Source organism: Streptomyces sp. NPDC037410 (assembly GCF_055602235.1).
In genome coordinates, this window is the sequence record NZ_JBVJWR010000001.1 from 54,906 (window position 1) to 68,704 (window position 13,799).

15 protein-coding genes are annotated in these 13,799 nt (G+C 74.5%); 10 read left to right on the plus strand and 5 right to left on the minus strand.

What is annotated here, in order from left to right; all coding sequences use genetic code 11:
- Nucleotides 1-129 precede the first annotated feature (129 nt).
- Complete coding sequence (locus ACZ7HT_RS00245; RefSeq protein ID WP_376590174.1) at nt 130-405, minus strand: hypothetical protein; 276 nt, start codon at nt 403-405, stop codon at nt 130-132.
- Nucleotides 406-565: 160 nt separating this feature from the next.
- Here ACZ7HT_RS00245 and ACZ7HT_RS00250 point away from each other — a divergent pair, with 160 nt between their 5' ends.
- A complete protein-coding gene (locus tag ACZ7HT_RS00250; RefSeq protein WP_471158133.1) occupies nt 566-925 on the plus strand; it encodes an arsenate reductase family protein in 360 nt (119 codons plus the stop codon).
- A gap of 2 nt (nt 926-927) precedes the next feature.
- On the opposite strand, the gene ACZ7HT_RS00255 is transcribed toward ACZ7HT_RS00250, so the two are convergent.
- A complete protein-coding gene (locus ACZ7HT_RS00255) occupies nt 928-1,797 on the minus strand; it encodes an alpha/beta fold hydrolase (protein WP_471158135.1) in 870 nt (289 codons plus the stop codon).
- A gap of 91 nt (nt 1,798-1,888) precedes the next feature.
- Here ACZ7HT_RS00255 and ACZ7HT_RS00260 point away from each other — a divergent pair, with 91 nt between their 5' ends.
- Complete coding sequence (locus tag ACZ7HT_RS00260) at nt 1,889-2,392, plus strand: MarR family transcriptional regulator (RefSeq protein ID WP_471159006.1); 504 nt, start codon at nt 1,889-1,891, stop codon at nt 2,390-2,392.
- On the opposite strand, the gene ACZ7HT_RS00265 is transcribed toward ACZ7HT_RS00260, so the two are convergent.
- A complete protein-coding gene (locus ACZ7HT_RS00265) occupies nt 2,346-3,251 on the minus strand; it encodes a Gfo/Idh/MocA family protein (RefSeq protein ID WP_471158137.1) in 906 nt (301 codons plus the stop codon). The genes ACZ7HT_RS00260 and ACZ7HT_RS00265 overlap by 47 nt on opposite strands.
- A 271-nt stretch (nt 3,252-3,522) precedes the next feature.
- Here ACZ7HT_RS00265 and glnII point away from each other — a divergent pair, with 271 nt between their 5' ends.
- The 7 genes from glnII (at nt 3,523) to ACZ7HT_RS00300 (ending at nt 11,953) form a co-directional block, all read left to right on the plus strand.
- Nucleotides 3,523-4,554 (plus strand): glutamine synthetase, encoded by a 1,032-nt coding sequence (gene glnII / locus ACZ7HT_RS00270; protein ID WP_471158139.1) that lies wholly within the window; start codon nt 3,523-3,525, stop codon nt 4,552-4,554.
- 353 nt (nt 4,555-4,907) lie between these two features.
- Nucleotides 4,908-5,474: a winged helix-turn-helix domain-containing protein gene (locus ACZ7HT_RS00275; RefSeq protein ID WP_471158141.1), complete on the plus strand. Its 567-nt coding sequence runs from the start codon at nt 4,908-4,910 to the stop codon at nt 5,472-5,474.
- A 127-nt stretch (nt 5,475-5,601) separates the two neighbouring features.
- Nucleotides 5,602-6,597 (plus strand): NAD-dependent epimerase/dehydratase family protein, encoded by a 996-nt coding sequence (locus ACZ7HT_RS00280; protein WP_471158143.1) that lies wholly within the window; start codon nt 5,602-5,604, stop codon nt 6,595-6,597.
- Between the two features lie 134 nt (nt 6,598-6,731).
- Nucleotides 6,732-7,532, plus strand: a complete 801-nt coding sequence (locus ACZ7HT_RS00285) for a tyrosine-protein phosphatase (protein ID WP_471158145.1) — start codon at nt 6,732-6,734, stop codon at nt 7,530-7,532.
- A gap of 56 nt (nt 7,533-7,588) precedes the next feature.
- Nucleotides 7,589-9,904: a hypothetical protein gene (locus ACZ7HT_RS00290; RefSeq protein ID WP_471158147.1), complete on the plus strand. Its 2,316-nt coding sequence runs from the start codon at nt 7,589-7,591 to the stop codon at nt 9,902-9,904.
- Between the two features lie 100 nt (nt 9,905-10,004).
- Nucleotides 10,005-10,889, plus strand: coding sequence for a metal-dependent hydrolase (locus tag ACZ7HT_RS00295; protein WP_471158149.1), 885 nt, complete (start codon nt 10,005-10,007; stop codon nt 10,887-10,889).
- Nucleotides 10,889-11,953, plus strand: a complete 1,065-nt coding sequence (locus ACZ7HT_RS00300; RefSeq protein ID WP_471158151.1) for a PDR/VanB family oxidoreductase — start codon at nt 10,889-10,891, stop codon at nt 11,951-11,953. Before ACZ7HT_RS00295 ends, ACZ7HT_RS00300 begins: the two co-directional genes overlap by 1 nt.
- 6 nt (nt 11,954-11,959) lie before the next feature.
- On the opposite strand, the gene ACZ7HT_RS00305 is transcribed toward ACZ7HT_RS00300, so the two are convergent.
- Nucleotides 11,960-12,421, minus strand: a complete 462-nt coding sequence (locus ACZ7HT_RS00305) for a hypothetical protein (protein WP_471158153.1) — start codon at nt 12,419-12,421, stop codon at nt 11,960-11,962.
- A 37-nt stretch (nt 12,422-12,458) separates the two neighbouring features.
- Between ACZ7HT_RS00305 and ACZ7HT_RS00310 the strand changes: the two genes are divergently transcribed.
- Entirely contained in the window at nt 12,459-13,190 is a 732-nt protein-coding gene (locus ACZ7HT_RS00310) for a TetR/AcrR family transcriptional regulator (protein WP_471158155.1), read from the plus strand.
- Here ACZ7HT_RS00310 and ACZ7HT_RS00315 read toward each other — a convergent pair.
- Complete coding sequence (locus tag ACZ7HT_RS00315; protein WP_471158157.1) at nt 13,175-13,507, minus strand: 5-carboxymethyl-2-hydroxymuconate Delta-isomerase; 333 nt, start codon at nt 13,505-13,507, stop codon at nt 13,175-13,177. The two genes, ACZ7HT_RS00310 and ACZ7HT_RS00315, sit on opposite strands and share 16 nt — an antisense overlap.
- Nucleotides 13,508-13,799 lie beyond the last annotated feature (292 nt).

Genomic DNA, 13,799 nt, shown 5'->3' on the forward strand with positions numbered 1-13,799 from the left:
ACGGCTTCTTGGGTGTGTGGGGCGGGGCAAGGCCCCGGGGGGCGGGGCGCCCCCTCCCCCCCCCCCCCCCCCCCCCCCCCCCCCCCCCGCCCCCGTCGCGTCAGCGGCCGGGGCGGCGCCCCTCTCGCGTCAGCGGCCGTAGCGGATCAGGGCCCGGACCATCCGGCAGGTGGTGTCGGAGGGCGGGTGGATTCCGATGCTCTCGGCCGTGGTGCGTATCGTCGCGTTCGTGGCCTTCGACGGGACGTAGACGCCGGCGTCGAGAAGGGCGATCGCGAGGCGCATGGCCTTCAGGCGGCGGTTGTGCGACACGTACCACTCGCGGGGGCGGCCCGCGGGGAGCGGCTTCTTCTGGAGCGGCTTCCAGGGTTCGAGGGACGGCGTCCGGATCACGGCGAGAGCCATGGGCTACCTCCTGGCGAACGGTGGGGTGCGGGCCCTCCCCGGGACCCTCACCTTCACCCCCTATTTTAGAGACCCCCACTGACAATCGCCCCTGGCCAGATGGGGTTTGGGGGGTGGTGGCGGGGGCCCTGGGGGGTACCGTACGGGTACCGTGTGGGGCATGGAGATCTGGATCAATCCCGCCTGTTCCAAGTGCCGCAGCGCCCTCACCCTTCTCGACGCGGAGGGCGCCGACTACACCGTGCGCCGCTACCTGGAGGAGGTGCCGACGCCGGAGGAGATCCGGGAGGTGCTGAAGCGGCTCGGGCTCGAACCGTGGGACATCACGCGGACCGGCGAGCACATCGCCAAGGAGCTCGGGGTGAAGGAGTGGCCCCGGGACGAGGCGAGTCGCGAGCGGTGGATCGAGGCGCTCTCCGCGCATCCCAAGCTGATCCAGCGGCCCATCATCACGGCCGAGGACGGCACCGCCGTCGTCGGCCGCAGCGAGGAGGCCGTGCGGGACGCGCTGTCCCGCTGACGTCAGCCCACCGCGCCGTGCAGGAAGGCCGCGATCCGGGACAGCGCGGCGGGATGCAGGCCCTCCGGGAGCGTGTGGTGGGTCGCGGCCGGCAGGTTCTCCGTCACGGCGCCGTGGACGGTCGCCCGCGCCCGGGCGGCCACCCGTCGCGCGTCGTGGACGCGGCTCTCCCCGGCGAAGAACAGCAGCGCCGGGGGCCGCAGTGCGGCCAGTTCGGCGGCCGTCGGGCGCGGGCCCGTGACCGGGCGCTGCCGGGGCTGTTCCGCCGCGAGGGCGTCGAGGCGCCGCAGCGCCGGGTCGTGTTCCGCGCCGTCGGTCTCCCAGGTCAGGAAGGCCTCGGCCCGTGCGGCGCTCGGGCGCAGCAGCATGGGCAGGGCGTGCAGGAGGTACGCCGGCCGGAAGCCGGCGAAGCAGCCGGTCGGGTCGAGGAGGACCAGGCGGTCGGTGCGGTCGGGGGCCGCGAGGGCGTACCGGAGCGCGATCCACGCCCCGTACGAGTGGCCGAGGAAGGCCGCGGAGGCGAGTCCGAGGCCGTCGAGCACGGCGTCGAGCCAGGCCCCGAGGTCGGCGGCGGTACGGATGGGGAGACCGTCGGACCGGCTGCGCCCGGGGCCGCCGGCGAGATCGACGGCGTGGAGCCGGTGCGTCGCGCCGAGCGAGGCGGCCGTCGCGCCCCAGGAGGCGGCGGTGGCCCCGCCGCCGGGCAGCAGGAGGACGGGCGGGCCGTCCTCGGGGCCGTGGTGGAGGACGTGGGTGGTGCCGTGCGGGGTGCGGAGTTCCGAGGTGGTGGTGGACCGGGGCCACCGGGCGAGGACCGCGTCGTAGGCGGCGTCGAAGTCCGTCTCCCGGGCGCGTGACAGAGCACGGGGCATGGCGCGAGTCCTCTCGTTCGGCGACAATCACGTTCGGCGATACTCTCGCCCAGCGAGATAATAGGAGGTCGCGGTGGCCGAGTCACCGGAGATGCGCATCTTTCATCTGCTGCGCGAGGTCACGGTCGAATACGGCCTGCGGCAGGCCGAGTTCGCCACGCGCAACGGCATGCACCCCACGGACGTACGAGCCCTCATCTGCCTCCTCGACGCCGAGCGCGCCGGTACGGACGCGACGGCCGGGTGGCTCGGTGAGCGCCTCGGCCTCAACTCGGCCGGCACGACCGCCGTCGTCGACCGGCTCGAACGGCTCGGCCACGTGGCCCGCTCGCGCGACGCCCGGGACCGGCGGCGCGTGCTGCTCACCGTCGAGGACCGGGCGAAGGAGCTGGGCCGCGCGCACTTCGGCCCCCTCGTCGACGGGACGGTGGCGCTGCTCGGCGACTTCACGGAGGACGAGACCCGGGGGGTACGGCGGTTCCTGACGGGCGTACGGGACCTCATGGACGGCGCCGGGACGTCCGGGGGCGCGAGGGCCGGTGGCGTCGTCAGCCGCGGGCCGCGCTCCGCTCCGCCTCCGTCAGGATCTCCGTGAGCCGCAGGCCGAAGCGGGCGTCGCAGGGGTGGGGCGTGCCGGTGCGGGCCGCCGTGACGAGGGCGTCCACGGCCGCGCCGAACGCCCCCACCGCGCCGTCCCAGCGGGGCATCTCGGCCCGGCCCCGGGTGCCGTGCAGGGTGAGGGCCGCCTCCGCCGCCTCCGCGGGCGCGCTCAGGGTGAGCGTGGCCGTGCTGCTCGCCCCCGAGCCGTGCCGCAGCACCAGGTGGTGGGTGTCGTCCGGGCCCGGCACGGCGGTGATCGCGGTGACGTCGCCGAGGACCGGCAGGTAGACGGAGAGGACGTGCGGGCCGACGTCCCAGAGGCCGCCCTTCTCCCGCCGCCAGGGCGAGGCGGCGTACGCACTGGCGGAGCCGGGGCCGTAGAGCGAGCCCAGCCAGTGCGCCTCGCCCAGGAACCAGCCGCCCGCCGCCGCCTGCTCGTCGATCCAGCGGGCCGTCGGCTCCGCGAACCGCAGGGTGCAGAAGACCACGGAGGCGACCCCGGCCGCCTCCACCGCCTCGGTCACCTCACGGGCGAGGGCCACCGTCGTCGCGACCGGCTTGTCCAGCAGCACGTGGCAGCCGGCCGCCGCCGCCCGCACCGCGAGCGGGGCCTGGACGTCCGGTGGGAGGGCGAGGGCGACGGCGTCGCTGGCGGCGAAGAGGGCGTCCACGTCCTCGTACGCCCGCGTGCCGGACGCGGCGGCGAGCCCGGCCGCCGCCTCGGGGCGTCTGCCCCACACCCCGCTGAACTCGACGCCCGGATGCCCGGCGAGCGCGGGCGCGTGCGTGCGGGCGGCCCAGGGGCCGGTGCCGAGAAGTCCGATACGGGGCTTCGCCCCCAGCTGCTTCGCCATGCCCCCAGTCTGCCGGTCGGTACTGACAGCGGACCCCGTATACGACGCGCCGCGTCCCAGGGGGCGGTGACCTGGATCGATCGCACGGCGGCTCCGTGAGGATCAGGAAAGCCGAGTAACACCGCGTTCACATTCGGGCAACCGACGGGAAATCCCGTGTTGCGAAGCTGCCGTCGAACACACACCGCGCAGTCGGCGCGGTGACCGCAGCTTCTCGCAGTGCCGCGAGCCGCAGCGGATCCCCGCAGCAGCACGCCAAAGGATGAGACCCGTGACCTTCAAGGCTGAGTACATCTGGATCGACGGCACCGAGCCGACCGCGAAGCTTCGCTCCAAGACGAAGATCATCGCGGGTGAGGGCCTCGCGCTCGACGCGCTGCCGATCTGGGGCTTCGACGGCTCCAGCACGAACCAGGCCAAGGGTCACGCCTCGGACCGCGTCCTCAAGCCGGTCTTCACCTGCCCGGACCCGATCCGCGGCGGCAACGACATCCTGGTGCTGTGCGAGGTCCTCAACACGGACATGACGCCGCACGACTCCAACACGCGCGCCGCGCTGGCCGAGGTCGCCGCGAAGTACGGCGCCCAGGAGTCGATCTTCGGCATCGAGCAGGAGTACACCTTCTTCGACGGCACCCGCCCGCTCGGCTTCCCGGTCAACGGCTTCCCGGCCGCTCAGGGCGGCTACTACTGCGGTGTCGGCGCGGACGAGATCTTCGGCCGCCCGGTCGTCGAGGCGCACCTGGAGAACTGCCTCAAGGCCGGTCTCGGCATCTCCGGCATCAACGCCGAGGTCATGCCCGGCCAGTGGGAGTTCCAGGTCGGCCCGCTGGCCCCGCTCGAGGTCTCGGACCAGCTGTGGATCGCCCGCTGGCTGCTCTACCGCACGGCCGAGGACTTCAACGTCTCCGCGACGCTCGACCCGAAGCCGGTGAAGGGCGACTGGAACGGCGCGGGCGCGCACACCAACTTCTCCACCAAGGCGATGCGCGAGGGCTACGACGCGATCATCACCGCGTGCGAGTCCCTCGGCGAGGGCTCGAAGCCGCTCGACCACGTCAAGAACTACGGCGCCGGCATCGACGAGCGCCTGACGGGCCTGCACGAGACCGCCCCGTGGGACGAGTACTCCTACGGCGTCTCGGACCGCGGCGCCTCGGTCCGCATCCCGTGGCAGGTCGAGCAGGACCAGAAGGGCTACATCGAGGACCGCCGCCCGAACGCGAACGTCGACCCGTACGTGGTGACCCGCCTCATCGTGGACACCTGCTGCGAGGCCCTGGAGAAGGCCGGCCAGGTCTGATCCCCCGCACACCCCGACAGGGGCGCCCGCCGTTTCGTACGGTGGGCGCCCCTCTCGTCATGTGGGACGGATGACACGGGATATGACCCGACGAAGGGTCGTCGACGGCATTCCCTTCTGGTTCAATAGGGATATGGCCAGCATGAAGAACGACACCGCGACGGGTCGCCACGACCTCGAGCCGTTCTGGCCTTCCCGGCAGCACCACGACTTCGACCGGTGCTGTCGACGCGTGAGGAACGCGTCGGCCCTCTAACGCCCCGATCGGTACGGTCCGATCCCGGCCTTCGGCCCACGCGCACGACGTACGAGACGCTTCCGTCCGTTCCTCCGCGCGAAAGAGCTGACCCGCCATGGCCCACAGTCAGATCGCCCACCCCCAGAGCGCCCACGCCCACGGCGCTTCCCTCACGGCCGTCCGTCCCGGCCGGCACCGGCTCCGTGCCGTCGATCCGAACGAGATCGTCGACCTCTCCCAGGTGGCGGACCTCCTGCCGCCCGGCGCCACCCTGCTGCCCGCGCCGCAGCACGCGCTGCCGACGCTGCCGGGCCGGCCGCCGATGGTCGGGTACCTCGTCCTCGTCCCGGCCGACCAGCAGCCGCACCTGCCCGCCCCGGCCGCCGCCGCGGCGGAGGAGCAGGGGCCGGTGGCCATCGACGGCGTCCAGCGGATCGCCCGCGTCGACGGGCAGGCACTCGACCTGACGTACCTCGAATTCGAGCTGCTCGCCCACCTGGTGGCCCACCCTCACCGGGTGCACACGCGGGACCAGTTGGTCACGACGGTGTGGGGGTACGGGCACGTGGGCGACGGCCGGACGGTCGACGTGCATGTCGCGCGACTGCGCCGCAAGCTGGGCGCCGAGCACCGCCACACGATCCAGACCGTGCGACGGGTCGGCTACAAGTACATCCCCTGATCAGGCCGTTCGGGACCTCGCCCCGCCCCTGGACGCCGGCGCCCTCCGCCGGGGTTCCTCCCGTGGCGGAATCCACTGGGAGCGGAACTCGCTGGCCCCGACCGGCCCCGCCGGGCAGGCTCGGATCATGAGACTGCTGATGCTCGGAGGTACGGAGTTCGTCGGCCGCGCGATCGTCGAGGACGCGCTCGAACGGGGCTGGGAGGTGACGGTCTTCCACCGGGGCCGCCACGAGGCCCCGCCGGGAGCGGCGTCGCTGATCGGGGACCGTACGGCCCCCGACGGTCTCGCCGCCCTCGCCACCGGTTCCTGGGACGCCGTCGTGGACACCTGGTCGGCCGCGCCCTCGGCCGTCCGGGACGCGGCCCGGCTGCTCGCGGACCGGGTGGGGCGGTACGCGTACGTGTCGAGCCGCTCCGTGTACGCCTGGCCGCCCGCCGCCGGGCTCGCGGAGGACGGGCCGCTGGTGGAGGGCTCCCCGGACGACGGGGAGGTGCCCTACGCGGAGTCCAAGCGGGGCGGCGAGCTCGCCGCGACCGCCGCCTTCGGGCCCGACCGGACGCTGCTCGTCCGCGCGGGCCTCATCCTCGGGCCGTACGAGAACGTGGGCCGGCTCCCCTGGTGGCTGGGCCGGATCGCGCGCGGCGGCCCCGTCCTCGCGCCCGGGCCGCGCTCGATGCCCATCCAGTACATCGACGTCCGCGACCTCGCCGCGTGGACGCTGGACGCGGTGGCGGCCGGTCTTTCGGGGCCGTACAACCTCGTCTCGCCGTCCGGGCACACCACCATGGGCGGGCTGCTCGACGCGTGCGTACGGGCGACGGGGGCGGACGCCGAACTGCGCTGGACGGAGCCCGAGGCGCTCCTCGCGGCCGGGGCCGAGCCCTGGACGGAGCTGCCGGTGTGGCTGCCGCCGGGCGAGCTGTACGACGCGATGCACACCGGCGACGTCTCCCGCGCCCTCACGGCGGGGCTGCACTGCCGGCCGGTGACGTCGACGGTCGCCGACACCTGGGCGTGGCTGGAGTCCCTCGGGGGCGTCGCGCCGCAGCGGGCGGACCGGCGGGCGGGGCTCACGCCGGAACGGGAGGCGGAGGTGCTGGCCGCACTGGCGAAGGGGTGACCTCGCGCCCACGCCCGTGTGGGCACCGCCCCGGCGGGACGCGGGCTCGTAACGGGCGGCGCAGACGCGCAGCCCGCAACGTGGCGTTTCGTGTGGATCTGCCCAGATCCGGGCGATCCACTACCGTCGACGTCATGACCGCCATCCCCGCCACCTCCGTCGCCAACCTCCGTGATCTCGGCGGGCTGCCGCTCGGTGACGGGCGTTCCGTCCGGCGTGGGCTCGTGCTCCGTTCCGCGCAGCTCGACCGGCTCGACGCGGCCGAGCCCGCCGTCGCCGGCCTCGGCATCCGTACCGTCGTCGACTTCCGGACGGAGACGGAGCGCGGCGACCGGCCGGACCGGCTGCCGCCCGGCGCCCGGCTGCTCGTCGCCGACGTCCTCGCCGACTACCTGGCCGGCAGCGGACTGCCGCCCGCCGCCCGTCTGAAGGCCCTGCTCACCGACCCGGCGCTCGCCGAGGAGCACCTCGGCGGGGGCCGGGTCCGGGCGGCCTTCGCCCGGACGTACCGGACCTTCGTCTCCGGCGACTCCGCCCGCGCCTCGTACCGCGCCCTGCTCGCCGAGCTCGGCACCCCGGGCGCCGGGCCGCTGCTCTTCCACTGCTCGGCCGGCAAGGACCGTACCGGCTGGGCGGCGACGGTCGTCCTCTCCCTGCTCGGCGCGGACGAGGAGACCGTGCGGGCCGAGTACCTGGCGGTCAACCCGGCGGTACGGCTGGCGTTCGCGCCCATGATCGAGGGGTTCACGGCCCAGGGCGGCGACCCCGAGCTCGCGCTCGAGCTCATCGGCGTCCTGCCGGAGTACCTCGACGCGGCGCTCGACGAAGTGGCGGTCCGGCACGGGTCGATGGAGAAGTACGTACGGGAGGGGCTCGGCGTCCCGGACGAGGTGACGGAGCGGATCCGCGAGCGCCTGACGGTCACGTCGGCCTGAGCTGCACCCGTACGGGCCCGGGGTGACCATCGGAAGAATCGCTCGTTCTGCTGAACGTGAGCACCCAGGATCTCGTCCCCTCGCCCGTGGGCCCCGTCGACGTCGAGCAGGCCGAGGCCGCGCTCGTCGAGCGGTATCCCCGGCTCGTCCGCATCGCCTATCTCGTCCTGCCGCCGGCGCTCGGCCGCAACCGCCGGGTGCTGACCGCGCACGCCCTCGTCCAGCGGTCGCTGCCGCGCCGCCGGGTCCCGGGCCCGGCGGTGCCCGGCCCGCGTCGGGACGAGGACGCGGTGGATCCGGGGTACGCGTACGTACGGGGCGAGGTGCTGCGGCAGGCGCTGATCGCCGGGCTGCCGCTCCGGCGCCTCGCGCTGCCGCGCCGGGCCCAGTTCCCGCCGCTGCTGCCGCACGTGTGGGGGCTACGGCTCTTCCCCCGGGTGGGCGGCGCCGACGAACTCGCCCTGGACCAGCGACTGACCCGGCTCTCGGGTCCCGGCCGGGCGGCGTACGTGCTCCGCGGCCTGGAGCGCCAGGGCGACCCGGAGGTGCTGCGCGTCCTGGCGGCGGCGGGCGTCGAGGACCCGGCGGCGGCCCTGGCGGAGGCGGACGCGCTGGACGCGACGGAGAGCGCGGAGGGCGCGGGGAACGCGGGGAACGCGGAGAGCCTGGAGCACCCGGGCGCCCCCGGGGCGCTTCCGCTGGAGGACGACGCGGCCAGGGTCGGCGAGCAGGGCGGCCCCGGGAGGGCCGGGGGCCCGGGAGGAGCCGGGGCCGGCCGTGCCGAGAGGGTCGGCGAACAGTCCGGCCCTAGCAGGGCCGACGGTACGGGTGCCGGGCGTACGGGCGTGCGCGGCACGTCTGACGGCCCGGGCGGAGCCGACGCCTCCGGCCGGGCCGGATCCGCGGCCCGCTCCGACAGGTCCGCCGCACACTCCGGCGGCGCCTCAGGACAGGGCGCAGCCCCCGACGGCGCCGGCCCTGCGGCCGCAGGGCCGCACCCCGCCCACCCCCGTCGTCTCAGCGGTGCCGCCCTGCTCGAGTCCGACGAGTTCGATCCGTGTGCGTTGCAGGCGCGGCCCACCGATCTGGTGCGGCGGCGGCAGCACGTGCGGGCCGCGTTCGTCGCCGTCGTGGCGCTCGTGGTGTGCGGGGCGTTGCTCGGGCTGCCCGGGGACGGCTGGGGCAGAAACGGTGCTGCTGCGCCCTCGTACGCCCGTAATCCCGCCGCCGAGGCCGCCCTCGACCCGGGTGCGGTCAAGCGGGTGGGTCCCGACGTCTGGCCGGGGGCCACGCGGCAGGACTTCTCCGTGTGGCCCGCGCGCGGCGGGCTGACCGGCGACACCGCGCTGTTGCGGCGGGCGCTCGCCGTCTGGGCCCGGCCCGGCGGCGACGTGCGGTCCTCCGCGACGCCGGGGACGCCCGTCGGGCCGCCGATGGGGCCGCCGCAGCTGCTGTTCGCGGGGCGGGTCGATGCGATGCGGGTGGTGCTCTTCCACGACGGGCTGCGGGCCGTGCGGTACGCGGAGCCGGCCGAGGGGACGGCGGGCGCCGCGCTCGACTTCGCGCGGACGGACGCCGCCGACACCGTCGGCGCCGCCGCCCTGGTCGTCTCCCGCGCGTCCGGCAACGTCCGCTATCTGACGGCTCCCTGGGTACGGGAGACGGCCGTACGGGACCTCCTCGCGCCCGTGAAGCCGCCCCGGCCGCTGCTGCGGGACGCCGACGGGGTGACGGATCCCGTGCCGAGTCCCGCACGGGCCGCCGCCGGCTGCGCGAAGTGGAACGCCCTTCAGGTGCGGGACGGTTCTGGGCTGCGGCTCCTCGCCGACCTGGGCGAGCTGGCGCCCGCCCGGATGCTGTGGGGGCCGCCCACCGCGCCCGTGGACGCGACCGGCACGGAGGCGCGGGACGCCTGGGCGCGTACCGCGTGCCAGCTGGCGGCCGTGCGGGGGCACGGGGTGCGGTCCGTGAGCGCCTGGCGGTTCGCGCGGCAGCCGCTGCCCGAGGGCGCCGGGCACGGCACCTGGGTGTGCACGCGCGCGGAGACCTGGCGGGGCACGGGCAGCCGGGTCCTCGCCCAGTTCCTGGTCCCGTCGCCCGAGGTCCCGGCGGCGCTCGCGGCCCGCTCCGAGGGCTCGCCGGCCTGCGGGGTGCGGGATCCCCGGGTCCTCGCGGGCGTGCTGTGGCAGGCGCCGGGCGGCGGCTGGTACGTCCTGGCCGCGGGCAGCCCGGACTTCACGTCCCTGGAGACCTCGGGCGGCGTGCGGAGCCGGTCGGCGGGCCCCCTCCTGGCGGTGAAGGCGAAGCCGGGCGACCGGGCGGACCTGACCGGCACCCTGCGGGACGGCACCCGGAGGACCGCCCTGCGGTGACGGGCCCAGCAGCCACATGACGGTGACCGCAGGTAACAGGTGCGAAAAAGACCCCGCACGCACCTGTTGCCGGCGGCTTACCCCTCAGTACATTGACATCATGTCTAATACGCAGCCTGCACCGGTGGCGTCGGAGCACGTCGAGCTCAAGGCCCGCAAGGTCTCCTTCGACTGGGAAGAGACACCGCTCCACTGGGTACCGGGCGACCCCTTCACCACCCACACCATCAACGTGCTGCACCTGCTGCTCCCGGCCGGCGAGCGCTGGTTCGTGCACGTCTACGAGCAGGCGCTGCCGTACATCACCGACGACCGGCTGCGCGAGGACGTCATCGGCTTCATCGGCCAGGAGGCCATCCACTCCCAGGCCCACGACGACGTCCTCCCCCACCTGCGGAAGCTGGGCCTCGATCCCACCCCGTACACCGCGCACGTCGACTGGTTCTTCGAGAAGCTCCTCGGCGACCGGACCCTGCCGCCCGGCCGGCCGCGCCGCTGGTGGCTCATGGAGCGGGTCGCGCTCATCGCCGCCATCGAGCACTACACCGCCTTCCTCGGCGACTGGGTCCTCAACGCCGACGCGCTCGACCGCGTCGGCGCCGACCCGACCATGCTGGACCTGCTGCGCTGGCACGGCGCCGAGGAGGTCGAGCACCGCGCCGTCGCCTTCGAGCTCTTCATGCACCTCGACGGCAGCTACCGGCGCCGCGCCCGCACCTGGGCGCTCGCCTTCGCCGCGCTCATGTTCCTCTGGCAGCGGGGCGTCCGCTTCTTCATGGAGAACGACCCCAGCCTGCTCGACCCGAAGGCCTCCTTCGCGGACTTCGTCCGCAAGGGCCGGCAGGGCGTGCTGCCCTCCACCCCGGCCATGCTGCGCTCCATCCCCCGCTACCTCAGCCGCGCCTACCACCCCTCCCAGGAGGGGAACACCGCGCAGGCCATGGCCTACCTGGCCTCCTCCCCCGGCGCGAACGGAGGCCGCTGATGCCCCGGTTCACCACCGTCGCCCTCGTCGCCGGGGCCGCGCTGCTCGTCCGCCGCGCCGTCCGCAGCCGCATGAGCACCGCCCCCCTGTGGCCGATGCCCGCCCTCGACACCCCCGTATCCGGGTACGGGCGGGGCAGCACCGTCCCGCGCAAGGTGCGGGTCGCCGGGCGCACCACGCCCGCCGAGGGCGTCGTCGAACTGCGCCTGGAGGGCGACGGGCTGCCCGCCTGGCAGCCGGGCGCCCACATCGACCTGGTCCTGCCCTCCGGACTCGTCCGGCAGTACTCGCTCTGCGGCGATCCGGCCGACCTGTCGGCGTACACGGTGGCCACGCGCCTCATCGGGGAACCGCAGGGCGGCCGGGGCGGTTCGCGCGAGGTGCACGAGCAGCTCCGCGAGGGCGTGGAGATCGAGATCCGGGGGCCGCGCAACCGCTTCCCGCTGGTCGACTCCCCCGCGTACGTCTTCGTCGCCGGCGGCATCGGCATCACCCCGGTCCTGCCGATGCTGCGCGCCGCCGAGGCGGCCGGGGCGGACTGGCGGCTCGTCTACTGCGGGCGGAGCCGGGCCACCATGCCGTACCTGAAGGAGATCGAGGCGCTGGGCGCCGGCCACCGCGTGACCGTCGCCGCCGAGGACGAATCCGGCTTCCCCGACCTGGAGTTCCTCACGGACCTGCCCGACGGGACGGCCGTGTACTGCTGCGGGCCCGACGGGCTGATGGACGCCGCGGGCGCGGCGATGCCGGAGGGCCGGGCGCCGCGTCTGGAGCGCTTCACCGCCGCCGCGACGACCGGCGGCACCGCGTTCGAGGTCGAACTGCGCCGCACCGGGCGGACGTTGACGGTGGCGGCCGACCAGTCGCTCCTGTCGGCGGTCCGCGAGGAGGTGCCCGGCATCATGTACTCCTGCCGACAGGGCTTCTGCGGGACCTGCCGACAGCGGGTCCTGGAAGGCGAGATCGACCACCGGGACGAGCTGCTCACCGACGAGGAGCGGGACGGTTCGATGCTGATCTGCGTCTCGCGCTGCGCGGGGAAGCGGCTCGTCCTCGACCTCTGACGAGAGTCACGGCAGGACCAGCCAGTCCAGGGCCAGTGCCGTGAGGAGGCCGCCCGCCAGGAGCCAGGTGCCGAGGCGGGTGCGGCCGTTGCGGGAGAGTTCGATCACGATCCCGCAGAGGATCATCGCGAGTCCGTACACGCCGACGACCAGGACGGACGTACGGCTCGCGAGCCGGATGACGAGCACCACGGCCAGGACCGCCAGGAGCACGGACGCGGCGGCGACGCGCAGCCGCCGCGCCTGCTTCGGGGTCAGCCCGGAGGCGGGAACCTCCGGGTCCTCCTCCAGCTCCCCCGACTCCTCCGGGTCCGCCTCCCCGTCCCCCGGCTCCCCCGACTCCTCGGGCTCCACGGGGACTTCGGGGACTTCGGGGGACTCCGGCTTTTCGCCGGCCTCTGCGGCCGTCCTCGGCTGGTCGGCCTCCGGGGCCTCGGCGGTCGGGGTGTCCTGGTCGGAAGCGCTCATGAGGCAGGAGCGTAACGGACACCGTTAGGCTGTTCGTATGACGACCGGGGTACGCCGCAGGATGGGCGTCGAGGAGCGCAAGCAGCAGCTGATCGGGGTGGCCCTCGAACTCTTCAGCCACCGCTCTCCCGACGACGTGTCCATCGACGAGATCGCCGCCGCCGCGGGCATCTCCCGGCCGCTGGTCTACCACTACTTCCCCGGCAAGCAGAGCCTCTACGAGGCGGCGCTGCGCCGCGCGGCGGACGAGCTCGCGGCCCGCTTCGTGGAGCCGCCCCGGGGACCGCTCGGGCCGCGGCTGCTGCGGGTGATGGGCCGGTTCTTCGACTTCGTGGACGAGCACGGGCCCGGCTTCGCGGCGCTGATGCGCGGCGGGCCCGCGGTCGGCTCGTCGACGACGAACGCGATGATCGACGAGGTCCGGCAGGCCGCGTACGAACAGATCCTGGCCCATCTGGAGGTCGAGAAGCCCTCCGCCCGGCTCGAACTGGTCGTCCGCTCCTGGGTGTCGCTCGCCGAGTCGACGGCGCTCCTGTGGCTGGACGGCCGCCGGGTCCCGCGCGCGGAGCTGGAGCTCCAGCTGGTGCACGACTTCGCCGCGCTGGCCGCGGTGAGCGCCGCGTACGACACGGAGATGGCGGAGATCCTCGTCCGGATCCTCGCCGACGAGCCGGCCGACGGCCCCTTCGGGGACCTCGTGGCCAGGCTCGCGGCGCTCGTACCCGAAGTGCCCGGTATGACCGCTGCGCCCGATCAGCGCTTGCGGTAGGAGCCGTCGAGGTCGCGGACCTCGACGGAGAGCGTGACTCCCTCGGCGGCCTTGAGGTACGCGGGCAGCAGCTCCAGGACGGCGTCCGCGAGCCGTGCCTTGACCTCGTCGGTGCGGCCGGCGAGCAGGCCGATCTCGACGTGCACGAGGACGTCGTCGTCCGCTCCGCCACCGGCGACGAACTCCTCGACCTCCCGGAACCGGGTCTTGCAGGCGTCGAGCCTCGCGTCGACCGTCTCCACGACGAGCGGATGCAGGGCCAGCGCGAAGCCGCGCCGGTCGAGGGGCGCGGAGTAGTCGACGGTGATCTGCGGCATGAGGGTCACTCCCGGGGAAAACAATGTCTGGCCACAGCTTTACGGTGTTCGCCATGACGACACAAGTGACCTTCCGGCAGGCGGACGAACGCGATCTCGACCTTCTGGCGGGGTGACTCGACGGGCCCCGCGCCCGGCGGGGCGGTGCCCAACCCGGTGCGGGCCCGCGCCCGGCGGGGCGGTGCCCTCCGCCCCGGCGGTGTGGGGGGGGGGGGCGGGACCGCGGGGAAGGCGCCGCAGCAGAGACGGGGGGGGATAGGCAGGACGGAGGAGAAAAAGAACAAGAACAACC

Excerpts from the sequence above, each read along its gene's own strand:
- ACZ7HT_RS00245 (WP_376590174.1), bottom strand. The coding sequence starts at position 405 with ATGGCTCTCGCCGTGATCCGGACGCCGTCCCTCGAACCCTGGAAGCCG.
- ACZ7HT_RS00250 (WP_471158133.1), top strand. The coding sequence starts at position 566 with ATGGAGATCTGGATCAATCCCGCCTGTTCCAAGTGCCGCAGCGCCCTC.
- ACZ7HT_RS00255 (WP_471158135.1), bottom strand. The coding sequence starts at position 1,797 with ATGCCCCGTGCTCTGTCACGCGCCCGGGAGACGGACTTCGACGCCGCC.
- ACZ7HT_RS00260 (WP_471159006.1), top strand. The coding sequence starts at position 1,889 with ATGCGCATCTTTCATCTGCTGCGCGAGGTCACGGTCGAATACGGCCTG.
- ACZ7HT_RS00265 (WP_471158137.1), bottom strand. The coding sequence starts at position 3,251 with ATGGCGAAGCAGCTGGGGGCGAAGCCCCGTATCGGACTTCTCGGCACC.
- ACZ7HT_RS00275 (WP_471158141.1), top strand. The coding sequence starts at position 4,908 with ATGGCCCACAGTCAGATCGCCCACCCCCAGAGCGCCCACGCCCACGGC.
- ACZ7HT_RS00280 (WP_471158143.1), top strand. The coding sequence starts at position 5,602 with ATGAGACTGCTGATGCTCGGAGGTACGGAGTTCGTCGGCCGCGCGATC.
- ACZ7HT_RS00285 (WP_471158145.1), top strand. The coding sequence starts at position 6,732 with ATGACCGCCATCCCCGCCACCTCCGTCGCCAACCTCCGTGATCTCGGC.
- ACZ7HT_RS00295 (WP_471158149.1), top strand. The coding sequence starts at position 10,005 with ATGTCTAATACGCAGCCTGCACCGGTGGCGTCGGAGCACGTCGAGCTC.
- ACZ7HT_RS00300 (WP_471158151.1), top strand. The coding sequence starts at position 10,889 with ATGCCCCGGTTCACCACCGTCGCCCTCGTCGCCGGGGCCGCGCTGCTC.
- ACZ7HT_RS00305 (WP_471158153.1), bottom strand. The coding sequence starts at position 12,421 with ATGAGCGCTTCCGACCAGGACACCCCGACCGCCGAGGCCCCGGAGGCC.
- ACZ7HT_RS00310 (WP_471158155.1), top strand. The coding sequence starts at position 12,459 with ATGACGACCGGGGTACGCCGCAGGATGGGCGTCGAGGAGCGCAAGCAG.
- ACZ7HT_RS00315 (WP_471158157.1), bottom strand. The coding sequence starts at position 13,507 with ATGCCGCAGATCACCGTCGACTACTCCGCGCCCCTCGACCGGCGCGGC.